This window comes from Actinacidiphila polyblastidii (genome assembly GCF_036353415.1).
Classification (GTDB): Bacteria; Actinomycetota; Actinomycetes; order Streptomycetales; family Streptomycetaceae; genus Actinacidiphila; species Actinacidiphila polyblastidii.
This window is the reverse complement of the sequence record NZ_JAZEWV010000028.1, coordinates 34,360-58,508: the sequence shown is the minus strand read 5'-3', so window position 1 is coordinate 58,508 and position 24,149 is coordinate 34,360. Positions and strand designations below refer to the sequence as shown.

The 24,149-nt window shown below is 76.3% G+C and carries 19 protein-coding genes; 9 read left to right on the top strand and 10 right to left on the bottom strand.

Going from position 1 to position 24,149, the window contains the following annotated elements:
• Positions 1-32: 32 nt before the first annotated feature.
• Complete coding sequence (locus V2S66_RS25890) at positions 33-1,532, bottom strand: hypothetical protein (RefSeq protein ID WP_330798955.1); 1,500 nt, start codon at positions 1,530-1,532, stop codon at positions 33-35.
• Between the two features lie 148 nt (positions 1,533-1,680).
• On the opposite strand from V2S66_RS25890, the gene V2S66_RS25885 reads away from it, so the two are divergent.
• The 3 genes from V2S66_RS25885 to V2S66_RS25875 are packed head-to-tail and all read left to right on the top strand — an operon-like array spanning position 1,681 to position 4,084.
• Positions 1,681-2,442 carry a LamB/YcsF family protein gene (locus tag V2S66_RS25885; RefSeq protein ID WP_330799009.1) on the top strand — a complete coding sequence of 254 codons (762 nt, stop codon included), beginning with the start codon at positions 1,681-1,683 and terminating at the stop codon, positions 2,440-2,442.
• 48 nt (positions 2,443-2,490) lie between these two features.
• Positions 2,491-3,111 (top strand): 5-oxoprolinase subunit B family protein, encoded by a 621-nt coding sequence (locus V2S66_RS25880; protein WP_330799007.1) that lies wholly within the window; start codon positions 2,491-2,493, stop codon positions 3,109-3,111.
• Positions 3,112-3,166: 55 nt separating this feature from the next.
• Positions 3,167-4,084: a 5-oxoprolinase subunit C family protein gene (locus V2S66_RS25875; protein WP_330798953.1), complete on the top strand. Its 918-nt coding sequence runs from the start codon at positions 3,167-3,169 to the stop codon at positions 4,082-4,084.
• On the opposite strand, the gene V2S66_RS25870 is transcribed toward V2S66_RS25875, so the two are convergent.
• The 4 genes from V2S66_RS25870 to V2S66_RS25855 all read right to left on the bottom strand — a co-directional run bounded on the left by V2S66_RS25870 (position 4,028) and on the right by V2S66_RS25855 (position 9,995).
• On the bottom strand, positions 4,028-5,710 hold the full coding sequence (locus V2S66_RS25870) for an SGNH/GDSL hydrolase family protein (RefSeq protein WP_330798952.1): 1,683 nt from the start codon (positions 5,708-5,710) through the stop codon (positions 4,028-4,030). The genes V2S66_RS25875 and V2S66_RS25870 overlap by 57 nt on opposite strands.
• Positions 5,707-6,900, bottom strand: coding sequence for a glycosyltransferase (locus V2S66_RS25865; RefSeq protein ID WP_330798950.1), 1,194 nt, complete (start codon positions 6,898-6,900; stop codon positions 5,707-5,709). The genes V2S66_RS25870 and V2S66_RS25865 overlap by 4 nt, the downstream gene beginning before the upstream one ends.
• Positions 6,897-8,018, bottom strand: coding sequence for a glycosyltransferase family 4 protein (locus tag V2S66_RS25860; RefSeq protein WP_330798948.1), 1,122 nt, complete (start codon positions 8,016-8,018; stop codon positions 6,897-6,899). The genes V2S66_RS25865 and V2S66_RS25860 overlap by 4 nt, the downstream gene beginning before the upstream one ends.
• Before the next feature lie 501 nt (positions 8,019-8,519).
• The gene (locus tag V2S66_RS25855) at positions 8,520-9,995 is read right to left on the bottom strand and encodes a HEAT repeat domain-containing protein (protein ID WP_330798946.1); all 1,476 of its coding nucleotides are present in this window, start codon (positions 9,993-9,995) and stop codon (positions 8,520-8,522) included.
• 476 nt (positions 9,996-10,471) lie between these two features.
• On the opposite strand from V2S66_RS25855, the gene V2S66_RS25850 reads away from it, so the two are divergent.
• A complete protein-coding gene (locus V2S66_RS25850; RefSeq protein WP_330798944.1) occupies positions 10,472-11,923 on the top strand; it encodes a PP2C family protein-serine/threonine phosphatase in 1,452 nt (483 codons plus the stop codon).
• 19 nt (positions 11,924-11,942) lie between these two features.
• Here V2S66_RS25850 and V2S66_RS25845 read toward each other — a convergent pair whose 3' ends face one another.
• The gene (locus V2S66_RS25845) at positions 11,943-13,430 is read right to left on the bottom strand and encodes a DNA-binding protein NsdB (RefSeq protein WP_330798942.1); all 1,488 of its coding nucleotides are present in this window, start codon (positions 13,428-13,430) and stop codon (positions 11,943-11,945) included.
• 228 nt (positions 13,431-13,658) lie between these two features.
• Here V2S66_RS25845 and V2S66_RS25840 point away from each other — a divergent pair, with 228 nt between their 5' ends.
• Positions 13,659-14,750 (top strand): aminoglycoside phosphotransferase family protein, encoded by a 1,092-nt coding sequence (locus V2S66_RS25840; protein WP_330798941.1) that lies wholly within the window; start codon positions 13,659-13,661, stop codon positions 14,748-14,750.
• 315 nt (positions 14,751-15,065) lie between these two features.
• Positions 15,066-17,069, top strand: a complete 2,004-nt coding sequence (locus V2S66_RS25835) for an N-acetylmuramoyl-L-alanine amidase (RefSeq protein WP_413966483.1) — start codon at positions 15,066-15,068, stop codon at positions 17,067-17,069.
• A 135-nt stretch (positions 17,070-17,204) separates the two neighbouring features.
• On the opposite strand, the gene V2S66_RS25830 is transcribed toward V2S66_RS25835, so the two are convergent.
• The 3 genes from V2S66_RS25830 to V2S66_RS25820 form a co-directional block, all read right to left on the bottom strand.
• Positions 17,205-17,705: a hypothetical protein gene (locus tag V2S66_RS25830; protein WP_330798939.1), complete on the bottom strand. Its 501-nt coding sequence runs from the start codon at positions 17,703-17,705 to the stop codon at positions 17,205-17,207.
• Positions 17,706-17,951: 246 nt separating this feature from the next.
• Positions 17,952-20,615 carry an ATP-binding protein gene (locus V2S66_RS25825; RefSeq protein WP_330798938.1) on the bottom strand — a complete coding sequence of 888 codons (2,664 nt, stop codon included), beginning with the start codon at positions 20,613-20,615 and terminating at the stop codon, positions 17,952-17,954.
• A 276-nt stretch (positions 20,616-20,891) separates the two neighbouring features.
• Positions 20,892-21,557: a CGNR zinc finger domain-containing protein gene (locus tag V2S66_RS25820; RefSeq protein ID WP_330798935.1), complete on the bottom strand. Its 666-nt coding sequence runs from the start codon at positions 21,555-21,557 to the stop codon at positions 20,892-20,894.
• A 48-nt stretch (positions 21,558-21,605) separates the two neighbouring features.
• On the opposite strand from V2S66_RS25820, the gene V2S66_RS25815 reads away from it, so the two are divergent.
• On the top strand, positions 21,606-22,259 hold the full coding sequence (locus tag V2S66_RS25815) for a pyridoxine/pyridoxamine 5'-phosphate oxidase (RefSeq protein WP_330798933.1): 654 nt from the start codon (positions 21,606-21,608) through the stop codon (positions 22,257-22,259).
• Entirely contained in the window at positions 22,250-22,951 is a 702-nt protein-coding gene (locus tag V2S66_RS25810; RefSeq protein WP_330798931.1) for a maleylpyruvate isomerase family mycothiol-dependent enzyme, read from the top strand. The genes V2S66_RS25815 and V2S66_RS25810 overlap by 10 nt, the downstream gene beginning before the upstream one ends.
• Positions 22,952-23,041: 90 nt before the next feature.
• On the opposite strand, the gene V2S66_RS25805 is transcribed toward V2S66_RS25810, so the two are convergent.
• Positions 23,042-23,281, bottom strand: coding sequence for a DUF397 domain-containing protein (locus V2S66_RS25805; RefSeq protein ID WP_330798930.1), 240 nt, complete (start codon positions 23,279-23,281; stop codon positions 23,042-23,044).
• A 220-nt stretch (positions 23,282-23,501) separates the two neighbouring features.
• Between V2S66_RS25805 and V2S66_RS25800 the strand changes: the two genes are divergently transcribed.
• The gene (locus V2S66_RS25800; protein ID WP_330798929.1) at positions 23,502-24,065 is read left to right on the top strand and encodes a TetR/AcrR family transcriptional regulator; all 564 of its coding nucleotides are present in this window, start codon (positions 23,502-23,504) and stop codon (positions 24,063-24,065) included.
• Positions 24,066-24,149: the final 84 nt, after the last annotated feature.

Here is a 24,149-nt window from a genome sequence, read left to right as displayed (position 1 = left end):
GGCAGGTCGTGCCGGGGCAGGGAGGTGCGGCGTCATGAGGCGGTCGCGGGGGTCAGCCGGGCGGTGCCGAGGATCAGGTCGGCGCCGCCGAAGTCGGGGTCGTCGAGTGCGGTGCCGTCGTCGACGGCGAACAGCAGGTGCGGCTCGCCCTGGCGGTGGGCGGTGCCGACCGGCGGGGACGCCGCGTGGACGGCCAGCAACGCCACCAGATAGGGCAGGTCGGGGTCGCGGCGGCGGGCGTCGGCGAGGACGCCGGACAGCCGGCGGGGGGCGTCGTGCGGCAGGTCGAGGAGTTCCAGCGCGGACTCCAGCTGCTCCTCGGAGAACCGCGAGTCGTCGGGCGTCGCCACCAGGTCGGGCTCGGGCATCTCCGCGCCCAGGTGCTCGCGTTCGACGGGCGGCGTGAGCAGCAGCTCGACCAGGTCGGTGACGCGCACCGCGCCGGGCGTGCGCAGCCCGGCGCCGCGGGCGAAGAAAGCGTCGGTGACCCGCGACGCCTGCTCGACCGGGAGCGGCAGCACCGGCGCCACGAGCTGCCCGTACAGGTCGAGTCCGGCGCGGGCCGGCGGCGCGGCGAACGCCTGGCGGTCCTGCTCGGCGCGGAACAGCGGCCCGGCCTCCAGCAGCCGCGACTGCAGCTGGGTGTGCCGGCGGATGCAGTCCTTGACGATGTCCACCAGCTCGGCGGCGCGCCGCTTGTGCTCCGGCTCCTCCGCCTCGTCGCGCGCCTTGCGGATGTTGGTGAGGATCGCGTTCTCGTGGCGGTAGCGGTCGGCGACGTGGTCGAGGGCCTCGGCGATCATGTCGGGCACCTGCTGCAGCCAGTCGACCGCCCGCACGTTGCGCCGGGTGGCCTCCAGGGTGCGGCGCAGGACCTCCGCGTACTGCACAGTGCGGTAGCGGGCCTGCTCGGCGGCGAGCTGGGCGTCGGCCAGCCGGCCGCGGCTGATGAGCACCTCCAGCTTGACCTCGGCGGCGATCTGCGCGCTCGTGACGTCCGTGTCGAGCGCGCCCACCAGGACGTTGACGGCCTCGTCGGTGGTGCGCAGGTACACCCCGCCGCCGGGGCCCGGCACCTCCTCGATGAGCTTGAAGTCGTAGTCCCGCCTGACGTACTCGCCGTCGGCGCCGAAGGTGCCGTAGACCGCGCGGAAGCCGCGGTCGGCGCTGCCGACGTTGATCAGGTTCTCCAGCACCCAGCGGGCGACGCGCTCGTGCTCGCCGTGCGCGCGCGACGGCGCCTGGGCGGCGACCCGCGGCAGCAGCCTGGCCACTATCTGGTCGTGGTCCGCGCCGGTGTCGAAGTCCATCGTGAGCGTCACCAGGTCGATCGCGGCGAGCGCCACCTCGGCCATCGCGTACACCGAGTACGCGCCGGCGAGGTTCGCCTTGCGGGCGTCGAGGTCGTGCAGCGGCGCGGTGCAGGCGAGCGCCTTCAGCCTGCGGGCCAGGCCCTCGTCGGCCGCGGGCTCCGGCGCGGGGCGCACGGCGCCCGGCAGGGAGTACGGCGCGTACGGGACGGTGGTGGTCACGCCCCACACATTAGGCGGTGGCGCCGACAACGAACGAAACGGCACGGACCGCCACGGGGCGGACGCTCCCCGCGAGCGCGCACGGGATGCCATGATCATGCGTACGGGTGCGGCGGACCGCCGCGGTGTCGACTCCGGGCGGATCATCATGGCGGACACGGTCATCGATCTCAACGCCGACCTCGGCGAGGGCTTCGGGCGCTGGCGGCTCACCGACGACGAGGCGCTGCTGTCCGCGGTGACGAGTGCGAACGTCGCCTGCGGCTTCCACGCCGGCGACCCGGCGACCATGCGGCGGGTGTGCGCGCTGGCGGCCGAGCGGGGGGTGCGGATCGGCGCCCAGGTGTCCTACCGCGACCTGGCCGGCTTCGGGCGGCGCGCGATGGACGTGCCGCCGGACGAGCTGGCGGCCGAAGTCGCCTACCAGATCGGGGCGCTGGAGGTGTTCGCGCGCGCGGCGGGCTCGCGCGTGTCGTACGTGAAGCCGCACGGCGCGCTGTACAACCGGGCGGTGCGCGACGAGGAGCAGGCCGCGGCGGTGGTGGCCGGCGTGCGGCTGGCCGGTCCGCTGCCGGTACTGGGCCTGCCGGGCTCGGAGTTGCTGGCCGCGGCGGCCCGCGCCGGGCTGCCCACGGTGCCGGAGGCGTTCGCCGACCGCGCGTACACCGCCGCGGGCACGCTGGTGCCGCGCCGGGAGCCGGGTGCGGTGGTGGAGGACGGCGACGAGGTGGTGGCGCGGTCGGTGCGGCTGGCCGGGGACGGCCGGGTGACGGCGCTGACCGGCCAGACCGTCGAGGTCGGCGCGCGGTCGCTGTGCGTGCACGGGGACACGCCAGGGGCGGCGTTGCTGGCCGGCCGGGTGCGGGCGGCACTGGAGGGCGCGGGCCTGCGGGTCGAGGCGTTCACGTGAGGTCGGCCCGGCGGATGAAAGGTGCTGGCCGATGAGGGGTGCGTGCGGATGAGGGTGCGGGTGCTGCCTGCGGGCGCTTCCGGGGTGCTGGTCGAGACGGCGGACGGCGCCGCGGCGGCCGCGCTGCACGCCGAGTTGGTGCGCCGACGCGGCGAGGGCTCCTTGCCGCAGGTCACCGAGATCGTGCCGGCCGCCCGTACCGTGCTGGTCACCGGGCTGGCCGATCCGCGGGCTTTCGCCGCGGCGCTGGCCCGGTGGGAGGTGCCGCCGGTGGAACCCGGCCGCGGGGAGGCGGTGGAGCTGCCGGTGCGCTTCGACGGTCCCGATCTGGCGGAGGTGGCGGAGCGGTGGGGGATGCCGCCCGCGCAGGTCGCGGACGTGGTCACGGCGACGCCCTTCCGGGTCGCCTTCTGCGGATTCGCCCCGGGCTTCGGCTACTTGACCGGGCTGCCCGAGCGGCTGCACGTGCCGCGCCGGGCCACCCCGCGCACCGCCGTGCCGGCCGGCTCGGTGGGTCTCGCCGGGCCCTACGCGGGCGTCTATCCGCGTGCCTCGCCCGGCGGTTGGCAGCTCGTCGCCACCACCGACGCGCTGCTGTGGGACCCGGCGCGCGAACCCGCGGCGCTGCTCGTACCCGGCGCCGATGTCCGCTTCACGGTGGCGACATGACCGCCCCGCGGGCTCGACGCCGGTGTGCCGGGCGGCCGTTCGGGGGTGGCCGGCGGTGACCGCGGCGAACGGCCGTACCGGGACCGTCGCGGCGGTGCTGCACGTGCTGCGGGCGGGCCTGCTGACCACCGTGCAGGACCGGGGCAGGCCAGGTCACGCGCATCTCGGCGTGCCGCGCTCGGGGGCGCTCGACGCGCCCGCGCTGGCGCTGGCGAACCGGCTGGTCGGCAATCCACCGCACGCGGCCGGTCTGGAGACGACGGTGACGGGGTGCGCGGTGCGCGCCTCGCGCCCGGTCGTGGCGGCGGTGACGGGAGCCGCCTGCGCGGTGCGGGTGGACGGGCGCCCGGTGGCGTGGGGTGCGCCGGTACGGGTGCCGCAGGGGTCCGTACTGGAGGTGGGCGCGGCCGCACGGGGCCTGCGCAGCTACCTGGCGGTGGCCGGCGGCGTCGCGGTGGCCCCGGTGCTGGGCAGCAGGTCGACGGACCTGCTCTCCGGGCTCGGCCCGCCGCCGGTCGCCGACGGGTCCGACCTGCCGGTCGGCGCGCCCATCGGGCCGAGCGCCGCGGCCGACCCGCAGCCGTACGGCGCCGCCGGTCCGCGGCCGGGGGGCGAACTGGTGCTGCCGCTCACGCCGGGGCCGCGCGACGACTGGTTCACCGCGGGCGCGCTGACGCTGCTGCGCACCGCGTACTGGACCGTGTCGCCGGCTTCCAACCGGATCGGGCTGCGCACCCTCGGGCCCGCGCTCACCCGGGTACACGACGCCGAACTCCCCAGCGAGGGCATGGTGCTGGGCGCCGTCCAGGTGCCGCCGGACGGCCGCCCCGTGGTCTTCCTCGCCGACCATCCGACCACCGGCGGCTACCCGGTCATCGGCGTGGTGCCCGAGGCGTCGCTGCCCGCGGCGGCCCAGTCACCCCCGGGCACCAGAATCCGCTTCGTCCCGCTGCGCGCCTCCCGCGTGAGCTGAACCGTTGCCGTTGCCGTTGCCGTTGCCGCTGACGCGGCGGGAGCGGGGCGTACGGGCGCGGGCGCCGCCGCTGCCGCAGCTTCGAACACCGCCGGGTGCAGGAGCTGCTACCGCGCTGACCGCCCGACCGGCGGACCCGCCGGGTGCGGGCGCGGCGGACGCGCCCGGCACCGGCGCCGCTGCCGAGGGCTCGAACACCGCCGGACCGGCGGAACGGCCGGGTGCAGGAGTTACTACCGCGCTGACCGCCCGACCGGCGGACCCGCCGGGTGCGGGCGCGGCGGACGCGCCCGGCACCGGCGCCGCGGGGGCGCACACCGCCGGACCAGCGGGCCGGCCGGGCGCGGGCCGCACGGCAGCACCCGGTGCGGGCACAGGCGCCGCCGCTGCCGCGGCCTCGAACACCGCCGGGCCAGCGGGCCCGCCGGGTGCAGGAGTTACTACCGCGCTGACCGCCCGACCGGCGGACCGGCCGGGTGCGGGCGCGGCGGACGGGCCCGGCACGGGCGCCGCTGCCGCGGCCTCGAACACCGCCGGGCCAGCGGGCCGGCCGGGCGCGGGCCGCACGGCAGCACCCGGTGCGGGCACAGGCCCCGCCGCTGCCGCGGCCTCGAACACCGCCGGGCCAGCGGGCCGGCCGGGTGCGGGCCGCACGGGAGCATCCCGTGCAGGCGGGGGCGGCGCTGCTGCCGGTGCGGCGGGCTCGAACGCCGCTGGACCGGCGGGCCGGTCGGGGGCGGGGGCGGCCGACGGGGCCGGGAGGGGGGCGCCGGCGGGGGTGAGGCCGAGGGCGGCCAGCGCCGCGGCGGCCGCTTCGGCCGCGGCGTGGTCGAGCAGCGGGGTGGCGCCGCGCGCAGCGGCCCGGTACTCCTCCGCCGCCAGCCGCAGCAGATCCGGCAGCAGGTCGGTGCAGCGCTCGGCGATCCAGCGGGTGCCGCGGGTGGCCATCCACCACACGGACGAGGCGCGGCCGGGCGGCCGCCCGTCCGGTGTGAGGCGCGGCGCCGGACCCCGGGCGAGTCCCGCCGCGCTCAGTGCGGCGTGGAAGTCCCGTGCCAGCAGCCGGTGTCCGGTCTCGCTCGGATGCAGCCGGTCCGCGCTGAGCGTGCCCGGGTCGGCCGTCCAGGCGTGCTGCGCGACGTGGACGTGCAGCGCGCCGTGGTGTGCGGACAGCGCGTGCCCGACGTCGTTGAGCGCCCGCATCCGGCGCCCCAGCGGCCGGGCGAGCGGCCAGGGCAGGCCGAGCACGGCGCCGGGGTCGGGCAGGCACGCGGTGAGCAGTTCGGCGCCTGCGGTCCGCAACGCGCCCATGGCGGCGTGCAGTTCCGCTGCGACCGCGGCGATGTCGAATCCGCCGCGGAGCGTGTCGTTGCCGCCCACCAGGACGGACGCCAGGTGCGGCCGGTGGCGCAGCGCGACGGCCAGCTGCGGCCCGGCCACGTCGGCCGAACGCGCCCCGCTCCACGCCGCGTTCACGATCAGGACGTCGTCGCCGAGGGTGGCGCCGAGCAGCGCCGCCCAGCCGCGCCAGCCGCCGCCGGGCAGCGGGTCGCCGACGCCTTCGCTGAGCGAGTCGCCGAGCACGGCGAAGCGCAGCCCGGCGGGCGCGGCGCCGGGCTCGTTCACGACGGCGCCCTGGCGGGCGTGAGGGCGGGCGCCGCGGCCCCGTGGGCGGCCAGGAAGGCGTGCACGGCGGCCGGCCAGGTGTACTGCTCGGCCCTGGCGCGGGCCCGCGCGCGCCGCCGCGCCTCCGGCTCGGCCAGCAACCCCCGTACGGCCGCCGCGTACTGGGCCGGGGTGTCGGCCGCCGCGCCGGCCTCGCCGACCAGGGCGGGCAGCGCGGAGCGGGCGCTCACCACGGCGGGCGTGCCGCAGGCCAGGGCCTCCAGGGCGGCCAGGCCGAAGGTCTCCACCGGCCCCGGTGCGAGCGCGACGTCGGCTGCGGCGAGGAGTGCGGCCAGGTCGGTGCGGGAGCCGACGTGGCCGAGGAAGGTGACCGGCAGTCGGGCGGCCGCGGCCCGTTCGGCGAGCCGGGCGCGCAGCGGGCCGTCGCCCGCCACGACGAGCGCCGCGTCGACGCCGCCGCGCCGCAGCCGGGCGAGCACGTCCAGCGCGGTGCCCGGCTGCTTCTCCGGGGACAGCCGAGAGCAGAGCACCAGCAGGACGGCGGCGCCGCCCGCGTGCCGGCGGCGCACCTCGGGGTCGCGGTGGGCGGGGTGCCAGGCGTCGAGGTCGACGCCGAGCGGTGCGTGCACGACATTGCGCGCACCGATCCTGTCGAACTCCGCCGCCGCCCACGCCGTGGTGCACACGACCTTCGTGTAGGCCAGCGCGGTACGGCGGTTGAGGGCGTCGGCGGTGCGGCGGGCGGGTCCCCGCGGCACGCCCCACGCGCCGAGGACACCGTCGGCGCTCTCGTGCGAGACCATCACCGCGGGCACCCGGTGGCGCCTCGCCCACTCCCCCGTCCACCGCAGGGTGGTGCGGTCGGAGACTTCCAGCCGGTCGGGCGCGAGGGCCGCGAGCGCGGCCTCCACCGGGGCGCGGCGGGCCAGCACCCGGTAGCCGCCGGTGCCGGGGATCTCGGGTCCGGGGAGGGTGATCACCCGTCCCTGCGCGGTGAGTTCGTCGCTCGCCGCGGGTCCGGGGACGACCAGCACCGGTTCGTGCCCGGCGGCCGCGTAGCCCTCGCCGAGGTGGCGCAGCGCGGTGCGCAGGCCGCCGGAGACGGGCGTGACGAAGTTGGCCACGCGCACGATGCGCAGGCCCTGTTGGGGCGCGCGGGCCGAGCGGGCGTACGGCGGGTGCGCGGTCATGCGGCGGCCGCCGTGCGCTCGCCGAGGACCTCGGCGTAGTGGTCGAGCAGTTGGTCGCCGACCGCCTCCCAGGTGCGGTTGGCCACTTCGGCGCGCGCCTCCGCCCCGTAGCGCATCCGCAACCGTGGTTCGACGTGCAGCAGTTGGATCGCGGTGCGCACCGAGAGGGCGTCGCCGGGCGGCACCAGCAGGCCGGTGCGACCGTGCGCGACGAGGTCGAGCGGGCCGCCCACCGCGGGTGCGACGACCGGCACGCCGCTCGCCATGGCCTCCTGGACGGTCTGGCAGAACGTCTCGAACGGCCCGGTGTGGCAGAAGACGTCGAGCGAGGCGTAGATCCTTGCGAGGTCGTCGCCGGTCCTGCGGCCGAGGAAGACCGCGCCGGGCAGCGCGCCGCGCAGCGCGGGAGCGCTCGGCCCGTCGCCGACCACGACCACCCGCACGCCGGGCAGCGTGCAGGTCTCGGCGAGCAGCTCGACCTGCTTCTCCGCGGCGAGCCGGCCCACGTAGCCGACGATCAGCTCGCCGCGCGGGGCGAGTTCGCGGCGCAGCGCGTCGTCGCGGTGCGCCGGGTGGAAGCGCACCGGGTCGACGCCGCGCTGCCACAGGTGGACCCGGGGCACGCCCTGCCCGGTGAGAGCGGCCACCGAGGCGCTGGAGGGGGCGAGGGTGCGGGCGGCGGCGGTGTGCACCGCGCGGATGCGCCGCCAGGCGGCGGCCTCACCGGCGTTGAGATACGTCCTGGCGTACCCGGCCAGGTCGGTCTGGTAGACGGCGACGGCGGGGATGCCCAGCCGGGTGGCCGCGGCGAGGCCGCGCACGCCCAGGACGAACGGGCTCGCCAGGTGGACCAGGTCCGCCCGGTGCGCGCTGATCGCGGCCGCGGTGCGGCGGCCGGGCAGCGCGACCCGCACCTGCGGGTAGCCGGGCAGCGGCAGCGAGGGGACGCGGACGACCGGACAGGGGTCGGCGGCGGCATCCGGCATGTGCGGGCCCGCGGGGGCGACGACGAGGGGGGCGTGCCCGCGCCGGGCGAGGTGTTCGGCCGTGCGCAGCGCGCAGTGGGCCACTCCGTTGACGTCCGGGGGGAAGGACTCGGTGACGATGGCGACTCTCATACGGTCGTTGTCGCCGCCCCGGGAGTTGTCAGGGCCACGTGGATCTTTCCCGAAGGGGAACGCCCTATGAGCGTTTGCGCGCGCTGCGCCCCGATGGGGCGCGGTCAGCCCACCACTGGCCTGCGGCCCGCGACGACGGCGACTGCCCCCCGGGGGCCGGTGGCCCACCGCGCGCCGCACCGCAGCCTGTCGCGCAGTTCCCCGCGCCCCCCAAAAGACCGGCCCGCGCCCGAAGCGCCGAGCCCCGCCCCGGCAGGGGCATCGCGCCGGCCTGCGGCCCGCGACGACGACAACTGCCCCCCGGGGCCGGTGGCCCACCGCGCGCCGCACCGCAGCCTGTCGCGCAGTTCCCCGCGCCCCCAAAAGACCGGCCCGCGCCCGAAGCGCCGAGCCCCGCCCCGGCAGGGGCATCGCGCCGGCCGGCGGCCACAACGGGCCCAGGTCCGAGCGCCAAGGCTCGCCCTCGCAGGGCGCGGAGAACGCGCCGCCCGGCGCGAGTGATCAGCGGGCGGCGGTGTCTCCGGAGCTGAGGCGGCCGCGGACGGCGGTCTGCACCTCGGCCTCCTCGGCGGGGTCGGCGGCGAGGCGGCGCAGCTGGGTGAGGACGCGGACATCGCCGGAGGCGGCCCGGTGGGCGGCGAGTTCGCGGGTGGACTCCTCGCAGTCCCAGAGGCACTCGACGGCGAAGCCCGAGCCGAAGCCGGGGTCGGAGGCGGCGAGCGCGCGGGCCGCGGTGCCGCGCAGCTGGGAGGAGGAGGTCTCGCGGTAGACGTGGCGCAGCACCGGGGCGGCGCGGCAGGCGGTGTGCGCCCCGGAGCCGGCGGCGCCGCAGGCCACGTGCCCGTCGGCCAGCCGGCCGACCCCTTCGATGAGCGCGTCGAGCCCATCGGCGTCGGCGCCGCCGGTCTGCACGGTCCTGCGCAGGGCGGCCAGTACCAGGTCGCCGTCGCCGGGTCCGCCGCGGCGGGCGAGCACGCGGGCGGCCGCGGAGCCGAGCGGATCGGTGCGGGCGGCCCACTCGCGGGCGCGGTCGAGCGTCTCCTCGTCGCGCAGCCGTTCGAGGGACTCGACGGCGGCGCGCAGGACCCGCTCGTCGCCGTCTGCCGCGGCGGCCTCGATGAGGTCGAGCCGCTGGGGGTCGCGGCGGTCGGTGAGGTGGCGCAGGGCGGCGGCGCGGGCCGCCGACGGGCCGTGCAGCGCCGCGTCGAGCAGCGCGGGCCGGTCCTCGGGGCCGGCCACCGCGCCGAGGCAGCGGGCGGCGGCCTGGTCGCGTTCGACCGCGGGGTAGCCGCCCAGGCCCTGCTGGGCCCAGTCGAGCACGGCGGCGACGCTCCAGCCGGGGGTGGGCCCCGCGGAGCGCAGCTGGCGCTGCCAGCGGTCGAAGGAGACGCGCTCGGCGGCCTTGCGGACGCGTTCGGCGGTGGCGGGCCGCGCGGGGTCCTCGGCCCACAGCTGCCAGGGCCGCGGTTCGTACGCCTCGCGGACCGCGCGGGCGAGGTCGGCGTCGCCCTCGGCGGTGGCGGGGAAGCGGGCGACGATGTCGGGGCCGAGCGAGCGCAGCCCGTTCTCGTCGTCGCGCACCGCGAGCTCGTCCAGCGCCCATTCCCAGCAGCCGCCGGTCGCGGCGTAGCGGCGCAGCAGGTGCAGGGCGTCGCGGCGGCCGTATCCCGCCAGGTGCCCGAGGACGGACAGGGCGAGGCCGCAGCGGTGCTCGTCGGGCGCGACGAGGTCGTCCGGGTGGAACAGGTGCTGTTCGATCCCGTCGAGCGGGCCTTCCAGATCGGAGTAGAGGCGCGCGTAGTAGAGGGAGCGCGACTCGACCCGCCAGTCGAGGCGGGGGTCGCGCAGCACGCAGTGCTCCAGGGCGGCGAGGGCCTCCGCCCGCGGCGCCGCCAGGGCATGCAGGGGCCCGTCTCCACGTCCTCGCTGGAGGAGGCCGAGAAGGGTGCCGCTGGGCGCTATGTCTGGGTCGAACATGAGGTCAGCATCCGGTGCGGGGGATTCCATGGCAACGGGATTTCCGCTGCCGGTGCCCGGCATCCTTACCGGCCGCCGGACAATCCATGCCTGGCGGGGAGTGGGACGGATCCGTGGGGACGGGCGGCGGAAGCCTACCGGCCCGTGGGCGGGATGTCGCTTCCGGGCGGTACGGGAGGGGTCGGCGCCCTACCCGCCGGCTGTTGGCAGATCCCCACAACAGGCGGCCGCAACCGCTTACCGTGCGACGGCCGGGCCACTCGGTGCCCGTACAAGTGATCGGCCAGGTGGGAGGCCGAAAGACGGCGGGAGCGGCGCGTTTTCGACGGTCGTGCGGCATATGCCAAGAGCACCACCGGATCGGGTATCGCAGAAACCCTTACGGCCCATCGCTCACTGTGCAACAGTCGTTACCGGTCCTTCCCGTCCGCCGCGGCCGCTCCGGCGCCTGCCAGCAGACCTGTTCGGAGTGCGTCATGCCGTCCCCCACGCACGCGGGTCACCCCGCAGCTCAGCCACCGGATCCCGGTGCCGTGGACGCGCTGATCTCCCAGGCGCGTCAGCTCAGGACCCGCGTCGACGCCGTCCTGCGCGACGGCGGCACCCCGGCCGAGGACCCCCGGCAGCGCTGGCAGCGCGCGCTGTGCGACCTGGCCGTGCACCAGCTGGACGACCTGGGCACCCATCTCGGCCAGCTCAAGAGCGGCTTCGAGCTGGACCTCCCGGTCGAGGACCTGCCGGTGGACGTGCCGGCCCGCAGCGAACCGCCGGACGCGGCCGCCATCGGCGCCCTCGGGCGGGCCGGGAGCGCCGAGTGGGACCTGCTCACCGACGAGGTGCAGTGGTCCGACGAGCTGTACCGGATCTTCGGCCGCTCCCCGCTGGACGGCCCGCTGACCCTCGACGAGCTGCCGTCCTGGCTGTTCTCCGAGGACCAGCAGCTGCTCACCGAGTTGGTCACCGGCTGCCTGGTGGACGGGCGGCCGATCGACGGCGAGTTCCGTATCGTGCGCGCGGACACCACGGTCCGCACCGTGCACATGGTCGGCGAGCCGGTGCTCGGCCCCGACGGCGGCACCGTCTCGATGTGGGCGGTCGTGCGCGACGTGAGCGATCTGCGCCGCAGCCAGCGCACCCTGCGCGAGACCCGCGACTCGCTGGAGCGCCAGCGGCAGATCGCACGGACAGAACGGCGGCTGGCGGTCGAGCTGCAGGAGGCCGTGCTGCCCCCGTGGCGCGGCACGCTGCGGTTCCCGCAGGACGGCGGCCCGATCACCATGGACCTGGCGGCGCACTACCTGCCCTCCTCGACCAGCGCGCTGATCGGCGGCGACTGGTACGACGCGATGCAACTGCCGGACGGCGCCTCCTTACTGACCGTGGGCGACCTCACCGGGCACGGCGTGGCCGCCACGTCGGGCATGGCGATGCTGCTGGGCGCGCTGCGCGGGATGGCGGTGGCGGGCCTGCAGCCCGGACCGCTGATGCGCTGGCTGAACGAACTGCTGGACACCTCGCCGCAGCCCGCCCTGGGCAGCGCGCTGTGCTGCCGGTACGACCCGCGCACCCGCCTGCTGCACTGGTCGCAGGCCGGGCACCCCGCCCCCCTGCTGTTCCGCGAAGGGACGGGGCGCGTGCTGGACCGCCCGGACGGCGTGCTGCTCGGCGCGACCTCCGGCGCGCAGTACGCCCAGGCGACCGAACAGCTCGCGGCCGGAGACCTGCTGGTGCTGCACACCGACGGCCTGATCCCGCGCCGTTCGGCCGATGCCGCAGACCCGGAGGTCGCCGAGCGCCAACTGCTCGCGATGGCACCGCTGTTCGCCGGTGCGCGATCCGCCCAGGACTGTCTGCGGATGGTCGCGGAGGAGTTCGGCGTGCCGGACCGCGAGGACGACGCCTGCGTGCTCATCGCCCGGATAGGGTGACCTGCCGGTACCCGCGCGCTCACACCGACAGCCGGCCGCCGCCCGGCTTCCCGGCCCTCCCCCTCTTCTGCGGCAGCGCGCTCTCGATCTCCTGGCGCAGGTCCTGGATGCGGCGGTAGTCGGCGTAGCGGCCGGTGAGCCGGTACATCTCGCGCAGCCGGTCCCAGGTGCGGTGGGAGGACGTCGATCCGATGGTGAGCAGCGCCATCCGGGCGTAGGCGTCGGCCTGTTCGGGGTCATCGGCGATGAAGCAGGCCGACGCGAGGGACAGATAGTCGAAGATCATCGACCGGTCGTGGCCGCCGCTGCGCAGCGCGATCGCCTGCTTGGCGTGGATCTGCGCCAGCGCCGCCGCCGACGGGTCGTAGTCGGCGAGGGTTCGGTAGGCCAGCGCCTCCATGCCGTGCAGGTCGGCCTCGTCGAAGTTCTGCATCCAGTTGGGCGCCGCACCGCCCTCGCCCGCGGAGACGAAGAGCTCCTCGGCCTCGCCGAGCGTCCTGCGCATGGCCTGGCCGTGGCCCATGGACGCCTGCGCCCAGGCCTCGATGGTGTGCAGCATGGCCCGGGTGCGGGGCAGCGCGGCCTCGCCGGAGCCGGACTTGGCGAGCTTCATCAGGTCCAGCGCCTCGTCGGGCCGGCCCAGGTGCACCATCTGCCGGGCCGCCCTGGACAGCGCCTCGCCGGCCCGCGGCCGGTCGCCGCCCTCACGCGCCGCGTGCGCGGCGATGACGAAGTACTTCTGTGCGGTGGGTTCCAGGCCCACGTCGTGCGACATCCACCCGGCGAGCACGGCGAGGTTGGCCGCCACGCCCCACAACCTCCGCTGCAGATGCGGCGGATGGCGGTAGGAGAGCATGCCGCCCACCTCGTTGAGCTGGCCGACCACCGCCTTGCGCTGGAGGCCGCCGCCGCGGGAGGCGTCCCAGGCGCGGAAGACCTCCACGGAGCGTTCCAGTGACTCGATCTCCTGGGAGCCGATCGGGGCGGCTTCGTAGCGGTCGTAGGCGGCGGGGTCGGCGTGCAGGGGGTCGTCGAACACGGGGGCGTCGGCTGCGAGGGCCGGGTCGGTGTGCAGCCAGTCGTGCATGGCGGAGCTGAGTACGGTGCCGGAGGCGAGCGCGGCGCCCGCGCCCACCAGACCGCGTCGGTTGAGCATGAGGTCCATTCCCGTGAATTCGGTGAGGACCTCGGCAGTTCGCTCCGGTGGCCACGGCAGGCCGTCTCCGGTCTGTCTCTTCCCCGTCTGCCGGCGCCGGTCGAACCCGAGATCCTCGATGGTCACGACACGGCCGAGACGCTCGGTGAACAGCGCCGCCAACACCTTCGGCACGGGTTCGCGCGGCGACTCACCGGTGTCGATCCATCGGCGGACCCGCGAGGTGTCGGTCGCCAGCTGCGGGTGGCCCATGGCCGCCGCCTGCCGGTTGACCAGCCGTGCGAGTTCGCCTTTGGACCAGCCGGTCAGGCCGAACAGGTCCGCGAGTCGGGTGTTGGCTTCGTTGCCCACGTCAAGCCCCCAGGTTCCTCGGCGCAGTTGACAGTAATCCCCTCGACAATCGCCCGCGACTATTCGCCATGGTTCGCCAGGGTTCGCCAGATGGTCTGCCACCCGCGCGGGGGTGTCAGGTAGGAACGCGCCACCCCGTCCAGGCGCCGCATTCCCCAGGGTGCGGTGGCCGGGCCGGGGGCGGCGCGCCGTCAGTCCGCAAGGCACACGAAGGGAATTGCTTCCTCCATGTATCCGGCATCGTCCTCCGTGTCCGCCCCGACCCGCCCCGTGTTCCCCACTGTCGCGGAAGCGGGCCTCCGGCAGCCTCCCCGTCGGACGGCGACCGCCGTGCGACGGGGTCTGGCCACCGGCTCCCATCCGCTCAGCGGGAGACTCGACTTGACCGGGCCGCAGCAGGCACAGCTTCGCACCGCGGTCGCCGCGGTGCAGCGGATCTGCCCCGAGTTCGTCCCCGCCCAACTGCTGCGCCGCGGCGGCCGCACCGCGCTGCTGATCGGCACCTCCGGGCGGGCCCCGGCGGTGGCCAAGTGCCTGCTCGACCACTCGCCCGCGTGGACGGAACGTTTCCGCCAGGAAATAGCGGCCTACCGCACCTTCGTCCGCCACCGCCCGCCGGTGCGGGTGCCGCGGCTGATCGCGGCGGACCCGGAGAGCTGCGTGCTGGTGATGGAGCGGATGCCGGGACGGGTGGTGACCCCGCAGCGCCATCCGCTGCAGACGCCCACCCGCGGCGACGTCCGCGCGGCCCTGTCGGCGTACTCGCGGATCAACATGTGGCGGCCGCCGGCCGGCGCCTTCGACGCGCCGATCGACTACCCGATGCGCATCGCCCGCTACCACGAACTGGGCCTGCTGACCGACCGCGACACCGGCGACCTGCACAAGCTGCTGCACGGACTGGCGCACGCCCAGGGCCAGTTCTGCCACGGGGACGCGCTGCTGTCCAACGTGCTGCTGTCGCCGGCCGGTCCCTCGCTCGTCGACTGGGAGCACGCCGGCTGGTACCTGCCCGGCTACGACCTGGCGGTGCTGTGGTCGGTGCTCGGCGACGACCCGGCCTCACGCCGGCAGATCAGCCAGCAGGCGCAGGCCCCGGGCCCGGACGCCAGGGACGCCTTCCTGGTCAACCTGATGCTGGTGCTCACCCGGGAGATCCGCACGTACGAGACCGCGGTCCAGCGCACGATGCGCGCGCAGGGCCCTGCCGGGCCCGGCGCCGCGGAGGTGGGCGAGGAGCAGCGGCTGCTGCTGCGCCGGCTGCACGACGACTGCGGGCTCGCCCGCCGGGCGGTACGCGCCGCGGTCGGCACCCGCTGACCGCCCGCGCGCACCCGCCCCCGGCCGCCCCCGGCCCGCACCCGCCCGCCCCCGGCCCGCACCCGCTCGCGCGCCCGCGTGCGCCCGCACCGCCCGCCGGGCCGGAGGAATTCGCCGGCTGCGCGACCTCACCCCAGTGGTCCACACCACTGACGCGGTCCAGGTCGGCGCGCCGGGCCGGGGAAACTTCACCGCACCGGCCCTGACGTGCGAAGACGGTCTCGTATACGAGGAGCTGACGGGTGGTTGACGGATGATTCGCCAGCCGATACCTCTGTGGTGCCGATCGATCGGCACCACCTGGAGGAGGCCGCTGTGCAAGGATCCGCTCCCCCGTCCGGCAGACGCGCAGGACGCCGCCTGTCCCGTACGGTGACAGCCGTGGCCGCCGCCGCCGCGCTGCTGCCGGTGTTCGGCACCGCGCACGCCGCGGAGCCCGCGCAGAACGACACGGCGAGCCCGCTGCAGCAGGCGTTCGACGCGGCGGCGCAGCAGTACCGGGTACCGCAGAGCGTGCTGCTCGGCGTCTCCTACATGGAGTCGCGCTGGGACGCCCACCAGGGCGTGCCCAGCGTCACCGGCGGCTACGGCCCGATGCACCTCACCGACGCACGGGCCGCGCTCGAGCAGTTCCCCCAGCAGGGTCTCGGCGACGGCGGCGACGACGGGCGCGGCGACGACTCGCGCCCGCTGATCACCCACCAGACCGCGCAGGCGCCCGACGTGGCGGCGCTGCCCGCCGACCTGACCACCCTGGACCGGGCCGCCGCGCTGACCGGCCGCTCCGCGGACGCGCTGCGCGAGGACCCGGCGGTGAACGTCGAGGGCGGCGCGGCGCTGCTCGCGGACACCCAGAAGTCCCTGGGCGAGCCGCTGAGTTCGGACCCGGCGGACTGGTACGCGGCCGTCGCGCGCTACTCCGGCGCCGACGACCGGGCGACGGCCGCGTCCTTCGCCGACGACGTCTTCGACGTGCTGAAGCAGGGCCAGACGCGCACCACCGACAGCGGGCAGCGGATCGTGCTGGCGGCCGACCCTTCGCTGGTCCCCGCGACCGGCCAGGCGCAGCGTGTCGGCCTTCCCGCGGCCAACGCGGCGGGCACCGAGTGCCCGCCGGGCCTCGGCTGCGAGTGGGTGCCGGCGCCGTACCAGGACATCGGAGGCGGTGACTACGGCAACTACGACAAGGCCGACCGGCCGGCCTCGCAGAAGATCGACACGATCGTCATCCACGACACCGAGGGCTACTGGGACACGGCGATGCAGCTGGTCCAGGACCCGACGTACCTGGCCTGGCACTACACCGTCCGCTCCTCCGACGGGCATGTCGCGCAGCACGTGAAGACGCAGGACGTCGGCTGGCACGCGGGCAACTGGTACACCAACGCCAAGTCCATCGGCATCGAGCACGAGGGCTTCCTGATCGATCCGGGCACCTGGTACACCGAGGCGATGTACCGCTCCTCGGCGCGGCTGGTGCGCTACCTCGCGGCGAAGTACGGCATCCCGCTGGACCGGCAGCACATCCTGGGCCACGACAACGTGCCGGGGCCGACCGCCTCGTACATCCCGGGCATGCACACCGACCCGGGCCCGTACTGGGACTGGGCGCACTACATGCAGCTGCTGGGCGCGCCCATCCACGCCACCGCGGGCGCCTGGGGCGGCGTGGTGACGATCGACCCGGACTTCGAGGCCAACCAGCCGCTCTACACCGGCTGCGTCAAGGCGGGCGACACCTGCCCGGCCTACGGCTCCGAGGCGGTCCGGCTGTACTCCGCGCCGAGCCTGGACGCACCGCTGGTCAAGGACGTCGGCCTGCACGGCGCGACCGGGACCAGCACCACCGGCGTCAACGACATGGGCGCGCGCGCCTCCACCGGCCAGCAGTACGCGGTGGCCGGCCGGCAGGGCGACTGGACGGCGATCTGGTACCTCGGCCAGGAGGCGTGGTTCCTGAACCCGAAGACGCAGCCGACCGCAGTCGACTCGCTGGGCCTGGTGGTCACCCCGAAGAAGGGGCTCGCCTCCATCCCGGTCTACGGCCGCGCCTACCCGGAGGCCGCCGCGTACCCGGCGGGCGTGCCGGTGCAGGGGCTCTTCCCGATGCCCTACACCATCCCGGCCGGGCAGCGGTACGTGGTCGGCAACGTGGTGCACGGCGAGTACTACTACGCGGTGACCTTCGACACCGCGGCGAGCCACCAGGTGGTCCGCGGCAAGAACGTCTACTACGAGATCCAGCTCGGCCACCGGGTGGAGTACGTCAGCGCCGACGACGTGACGCTGCTCCCGTCGGTGCTGGGCGCCCCGCACTGAGCCACCCGGCCCCGGCGGGACCCGCCGCGGCCGCAGGGGCGCCACCGGATCGCTCCGGTGGCGCCCCTCCGCGCAGCGCGCCTTGGCCCGGCGCGCCTCGGCCCGGCCTGCCTCCGGCCGGGGCCCGGCTCCGGCTCAGCCCGCCTGGAACATCTCCGCGGGCAGCGGCTTGAGCAGCTGGTAGAGGTCGTCGGTGATCGGCCGGTCCCAGGTGGCGATGGTGACCTGCACGCCGTCGCTCCGCTCGAACTGCGCGCAGGCCACGCGCGCCTCGGAGATCTTGATCCGGCGGACGATCAGCAGGCTGTCGCCGTGCATGACCGGGGTGTCCTCGGACTTGGTGACCTCGGCCGGCTCGTCGTTGCCGAGCGCCGCGAGCAGCTGGGCCACCTCGAAGGGCACCTGGCCCTCCTCCAGCTCGCGTGCGGGCGAGCCCTCCGGCAGGTTGCCGATCAGCATCGCGGGGCCGCGGCCGCCGAACAGGTCGTACCGCAGGTAGATCCCCTGGCAGCTGCCGTCGGGTCCGGGCAGCAGGCCCGCCCCGAGGTCGCCGGGCCAGTCCCCGGGGTCCATCGCGAGGACGTCGAAGTCCGGCCCGGTGGGCGTGGCTGCGCTACGGCGGCGGAGGAAGGACATGCCGCCATCGTACGGGTCCGCACCGCCCACCGGGAGCCGGGCGCACGCCCGTCCGGGGGCGGCCGCGCACCGCCCGGGGCCGGGCCCACGGCCCGTCTTCCCCGGGGGCGGCCGGCCGCGAGCGGCGGCGGGTGCGGTGGATCGCGAGGCGCAGGGTCGTCCTCGTACCGGGTCGCACTCGGACCGGTCAGACGACGCAGCGAGGTGCCGTGCCAGGCGCCGGGAGCCCCCCTTTGAGGACGGGCGCTAGGTGCCGCCCCGGGTGGCGGGCTCGGGCGGGTGCACGGCGGGCGCCGGGATCAGCGCCAGCTCGCTGCGGGCGCGGGCGGCGAGTCCGTCGGCGCCGCAGTCCAGCGCGCCGGCAAGGCCCCGGCGCAGCCGGTCCGCGGCCGCGGCGTGCGCCCCTTCGCCGCGCAGCGCGGCGCCGTGCGCGACCAGGGCGACGGCCAGCTCGTGCGCCGAGGGCGAGCCGGTCAGCCGGTCGACGGCCTCGGCGAGCAGCGTCCGGCCCTCCTCGCCGCCGACGACCTGGGCGGCGATCCGCAGCGTCCGCCCGGTCGCGGAGTCCGCGCCGAACTGGCGCGCCCTGGCCACCGCCTCCAGCGCGGTGGCGCGGGCCCGTTCGGGTGCGTCGTACGCCTCGGCGAGCGCGAGGTGCGGCTGCCAGGGGCACCAGGCGGGGTTGCGCATCCCGCGGGGGTCGAGCCGCCGGCCCACCGCGGCCAGCTCGGCGGCCGCCTCCCGGTGCAGGCCGCGGGCGAGCAGCAGCTCGCCGTGCACGGCCTGCGCGTCGGGGAAGGTCACCGCGGCGGGGAACGGCGCCTGGAAGGCGTACTCGGCGGCCAGCGCGGTGGCCTCCTCGGTCCGCCCGCGGGCCAGCAGGATCTCGATCAGCACCGCCACCGAGTACCACTGCACGGGGGTGCCGCGGCCGACCCGCTCGGCCAGCCGCAGGCCGTCCCTCGTCAGCGACTCGGCCTCGACGAGCCGTCCCTGGCGGAAGCGCACGTAGCCGAGCAGCAGGTAGCCGAAGGACAGGTGGGCGCCGCGCCAGCCCTGCCGCTCGAAGTCGGCGATCCCGGTGGCGAAGAGGTCCTCGGCGCGGTCCGGGCGGTCCGCGTAGACGTAGACCATCGCGACCAGGACCGGCACCTCGAAGCCGCGGTTCTCGTCGGCCCACGGCAGGCCGCCGTCCAGCGCGCGGCCCGCGTGCCGCAGCGCCGTCTCGGTGGGCTCACCGCGCAGCACCGCGTCCCAGGCGCGCAGGCCGATGATGTACCGCTCGGTGAGGTCGCGGCCGGTGAGCCGGTCGGCCAGCCGGGCGAGCCGGCGCGAGCGGCTCGGCGAGTCCGGCTCGTCGGCCCGGAAGGCGTCCCACATGAACTGCTCGGCCTGCATCCGCAGCCGGGTGCGGGCGACCGTGGCGGTACGGGCCGCGTGCCCGACGACCTCGGCCGCCTCGCTCAGCCGGTCGCTGTGCGCGAGGGACTGCGACAGCCGGAAGACGATGCCGTCGCGCAGCGCGGGGTCGTCGATCGGCTCCTCGAGGGCGGCGCGCAGGTGGTTGACGGTGATGGTGGGTTCGAGCAGCTGCGAGGAGCACCCCAACTCGTACAGCACGGCGGCGCGTTCGTCCGCGGGCGGCGGTTCGCGCAGCGCCCTCGCCAGCTGGCTGCGGGCCGCCTCGGGGGCACCGGCCCGCAGCATCTCCCCGGCGGCGGAGCGCAGTTGGTGGACCACCCAGGGGTCGCCCTCGGGGTGGGTCTCCAGCAGGTGGCGGGCCGCGGCGGCCGGACCGAGCCCCTCGTCGACCACCGACCAGGCGGCCTTGCCGTGCAGGGCGACCCGCACCGCGTCGGGGATGGCCCGGTAGACGGCGGTGGCGATCAGCGGGTGGACGAACTCCAGCGTCCTGCTGCCGGTCAGGATGCGGGCCTCCCGCAGCCGGTCGGCGCAGTCGGCCGCCTCCTCCCGGCCGAGGCCCGCGACGGCCGCGGCCAGCGCGGGCTGGATCTCCGTGCCGAGCACCGCGGCGGCCCAGGCCAGCCGCACGGTGGAGGGGCCGAGCCGCTCCAGCCGGTTGATCAGGCCCCGGCCCTTCGCGGCGGCCGCGAGGTCGCGCAGCAGATGGATGCTGGAACCGTCGGGGCGCAGCCCGCGGTCGCGGACCTTGGCGGTCAGCTCGACCGCCTCGAACGGGTTGCCCGCGGTGACCGCCCAGCACTCGCGGCAGAAGGCGTCGTCGGCGTGCGGGCCGACGGAGGCCCGCACCAGCTGCCCGATGGCGTCGGCGGTGAGCGGTTCGAGGCCGACCGGCCGGTGCCCGGCGCGGCCCGGCAGCCCGCGGAACGCCTCGGCGCCCGGAGGGAGTTCGTCCGGGCGGTAGGCGACCACGATGAGCAGGGCGAGTTCGTCGGCGCGCGGCGCGAAGGCGGCCAGCCAGTTCAGCGACTGCGGGTCCGCCCAGTGCGCGTCGTCCAGGACCAGGACGACGGGGGCGAGTTGGACCGCGAGGTGGGTGAGCACCCAGTCGAGGCCGTCGCGCAGGCCCTGCGGGTCGGGCGAGGCGCCATCGGCGGTGCACAGTCCCAGGGCGGGGCCGACGATGCCGTACCAACTCCCCAGCGTGGCGCGGATCTCCGCGTCGGGGACGCCGGCCAGCCGCGGCTGGAGCAGCTGCCGGGCGACGTGGAAGGCGACCTGCTGCTCCTGGTCGCCGCCGCGGGCGGACAGGACGGTGCAGCCGCGCTCCGCGGCGCGCTGGCGTACTTCGGCGAGGAGTGTCGTCTTGCCGAGTCCGGCCGGACCGGCGAACGCCAGCAGCCCGCCGCGGCCGCGGGACAGGGCGTCCAGCGCCTCGCCTGCGGCGGCGAGTTGGGCCTCGCGTTCCAGCAGCTCACGCTGCGGCATGGTGCACCCCCTGGCCACGTTGGCCTGCTGAGGGGTCACAGCGTACGCCGACGGATGCGCTGTGTGAGGAGGAACGACCGTGCCGGTTCCGCCCCTGGCAGGAGGCGTTACCGGCACGGCGTCCCGTGGTCGGCCCGACCGGACCCTCCCACGTGCGCGCCCGCCCGGCCAGCCCCGCTCCCGTCACCACGCCCCCGTGCGCCCCACGTGCGCCCCGTAACCCGCCGTAACCCGCCGCTCTCGCCTCCGGGGTGCTCCGAGCCCCCGCCGTCGCGCTCAGCGGGAATCGGTCGCGGCCCGCTTGCGGGCGTGATGGCGGGCGACCCGCGCCCGGTTCCCGCACGACGGCTTGCACCACTCCTGTCGCGGGTGCTCCTGCACGAAATACCGCACGCAGCGCGGCGCCGGGCAGGCCCGCAGCCGGGCCCGGTCCGGCCCGGCGAGGAACGTGATCGCGGCCCTGGCGAGCGCGGCGGCGAGCAGCTCCGCGTCCGGGCCGACGGCGTCCGGGCGCGCGGCGGGTGAGGCGTCAGGGGCCGCCGCCGCGTCCGGGCGCTCCGCGTACGGAGCGGCCTCGTAGTGCGCGCGGGGCGCGGCGTCCTGCGGCCAGGTGAGGTGGGGGACGACGGGCACGCGGGCCGCGGCGGCGTTGAGCCGGCGCAGGGCGGTGTCCGGGTCGGGCAGCCGGGTGGCGTCGGCGCGGCTCGGCGGCGCGGGGCGCACCGCGCGGGCGAAGAGCGCGCGCACGGCGGTGCGCACCTCCACGACGGCGGCCACGCTCCGTTCGTCGCAGGCGAGTCCGGCCGGCAGGGCGAGCCGCCGCAGGCGCTCGCGCACCCAGCGGTCGAGCCCGGCGGGGTCCGCGAGGTCGTCGGCGACCCCGCCGTTCCCGTCGTGCCGGATGGTCACCGCGAGTTCCAGCGCGAGATGATCAGCTTCCATTGGCTAATGCTATCGTCAGCGAACACCATTAACACCAAGGGGGTACCCGTGTCCGACCTCCGCGAACTGCTGCGCGGAATCGAGGTGTTCTCGGGCGAGCTGCCGGAGTTCGACCTCACGGAACTGCCGGCCGACCCGCACGAGCTCTTCATCGACTGGCTGCTCGGCGCCGTACGGGAGGGAATCCGCGAGCCGCACGCGATGACGCTGTCGACCGTGGACCCCGAGGGCGACCCCGACGCCCGGGTCCTGATCCTCAAGAACATCTCGGCCGAGGGCTGGGAGTTCGCCTCCGACGGGCGCAGCCGCAAGGGCCGCGACCTGGCCGGCCGCCCGGCCGCCGCGCTGACCTTCTACTGGCCGGAGCAGGCCCGGCAGGTGCGGGTGCGCGGCGCGGTCGCGCCCGCCACCGCCCAGGACTCCGCGGCCGACTTCCTGGCCCGCACCGCCACCGCACGGGCCGAGGCCCTGCTCGGCCGGCAGAGCACCCCGCTCGGCGGATTCGCCGAGCGCGAGGCCGCGGTGCGCGCGACAGCCGCCCGCATCGAGGACGACCCGGGCCTGGTCTCACCCGACTGGACCCTGTACGTACTGCGGCCGCACCGCGTGGAGTTCTGGCAGGGCCGCGAGGACCGCTCGCACACCCGCGTCGCCTACACGCGCGGCGCCGGCGCCTGGGAGCGGGGGCTGCTGTGGCCGTGACGACGCCGGCCCCGGCCGCGCTCCAGGCGGCCCTCACCGCCGGGCAGGAACGGCTGCGCGAGCTGCTGCCCCGCCTCACCGAGGAGGCGGTGCGGGCCCCGAGCGCGCTGCCCGGCTGGAGCCGCGGGCATGTGCTGACGCACCTGGAGGGCGTCGGCCTCGCCCTGGCCCGGCAGGCGCGGTACGCCCTGCGCGGCCGGCAGATCGAGGTGTACGACGGCGGCCGCCCCGCGCGCGACGCGGCGATCGCGGCAGGCCACGGGCGCAGCGCCACCGTACTGGCGCAGGCGCTCTCCGCGGCGCTCGACGAGGTCGCGGCGTCCTGGTCCGCGGTCACCGCGGACGACTGGGCGCGGCCGGTGCGCTACCGCGACGGCACACTGCTGGACGCCGGCCTGGCCTGGTGGCGGGAGGTGGAGATCCATACGACGGACGCGCTGCTCGGCCCGTCGACCGCGGACTGGCCGCCCGCCTTCAGCGGCTACCTGGTGGAGTACCTGGCGCCCCGGGTCCCGGCGGGAGTCCGGTTGACCTTCGACGCCGACGACGGCCCGTACCACTGGACGGTCGGCGAGGGCAGGGAGCTGGCCGTGAAGGGCCGGCTCACCGATCTCGCCGCCTGGCTGGCGGGCCGCCGTCCGGCCCGCGCGCTCGCCGGCGATCCGCTGCCCACGCTCACCGACTGGCCCTGAGCGCGCGCCGGCGGGGCGGGTCCGGCGGCGCCTCGGCGTCCTGCCCGGATCCGCCCCGGCGGGCGATCCCCCAGCGCTCCGGCCGGAGCACTAGGTCAGATCGAACTCGCCGTCCCGCGCGCCGAGTACGAAGGCACGCCACTCGGCGGGGGTGAAGATGAGCGCGGGACCGTCCGGACTGCGTCCGTCCCGCATGGCGATGTACCCCTCGACGAACGCGATCTGCACGTCGCCGGTCCCCTGGCTGCTGGAGAGCCACTCCGCGTCCGTCAGGTCGACCTGCGGCTTCTTTCCGTTGGTCAACGGCTGCCCGACAGTGCTTTCGGCCACGTCCGTTCTCCTCCCACGTCGGCGTCCGCGCCCAGACTATCGGCCGCGGCACCGCCGGGCGCAAGATGGCAGAACCCGCCCCGCACACCGCCTTTTCGGGTAAAGAGGTCCTCCGCCGCGGCGCCCGTGCCGCCTTCCGTCCCGGCCCCGCGCCTCGGCCCCCGCCCCGGCCTGCCGTCCCGTCTGGATTCTGTACCTACTGGTATGTACACTCGCTGCCATGGACACCGCCGAACGCCTCATCGAGAGCGCACAGCAACTCCTGTGGGAGCGCGGCTACGTCGGCACCAGCCCCAAGGCCATCCAGCAGCGGGCGGGCGCCGGCCAGGGCAGCATGTACCACCACTTCCGCGGCAAACCGGACCTCGCCGAGGCCGCCATGCGCCGCAGCGCGGCCCAGTTGCGGGCCCAGGCCGAGGCGGTCCTGGCCGTCGGCGACTCCGCCACGGCACGGCTGGGCGGATACCTCGAACGCGAGCGCGATCCGCTGCGCGGCTGCCGGGTCGGCCGGATGGCCATGGACCCGGACGTCATCGCCAGCGACGAGCTGCGCCGGCCGGTCGAGGAGACGTTCGCCTGGCTGCGGGACCGCCTCGCCGAGATCGTCGCGGAGGGCGTCGCCGCCGGCGAACTGCGCGCCGGGCTCGACCCGTCGGACACCGCGGCCGCCATCGCCGCGGTGGTGCAGGGCGGTTACGTGCTGGCCCGGGCGGCCGGCTCCCGGGAACCGTTCGACGCGGCGGTACGCGGCGCGGTCGCGCTGCTGGCCGCCGCGCGCGCCTGACGCCCGGCGACCGCACCCCCGCCCCCGACGCCCCTTCGACGACCGCGACTTCGGCTCCCCCGAACCCGAACCCGCCGCTGCACC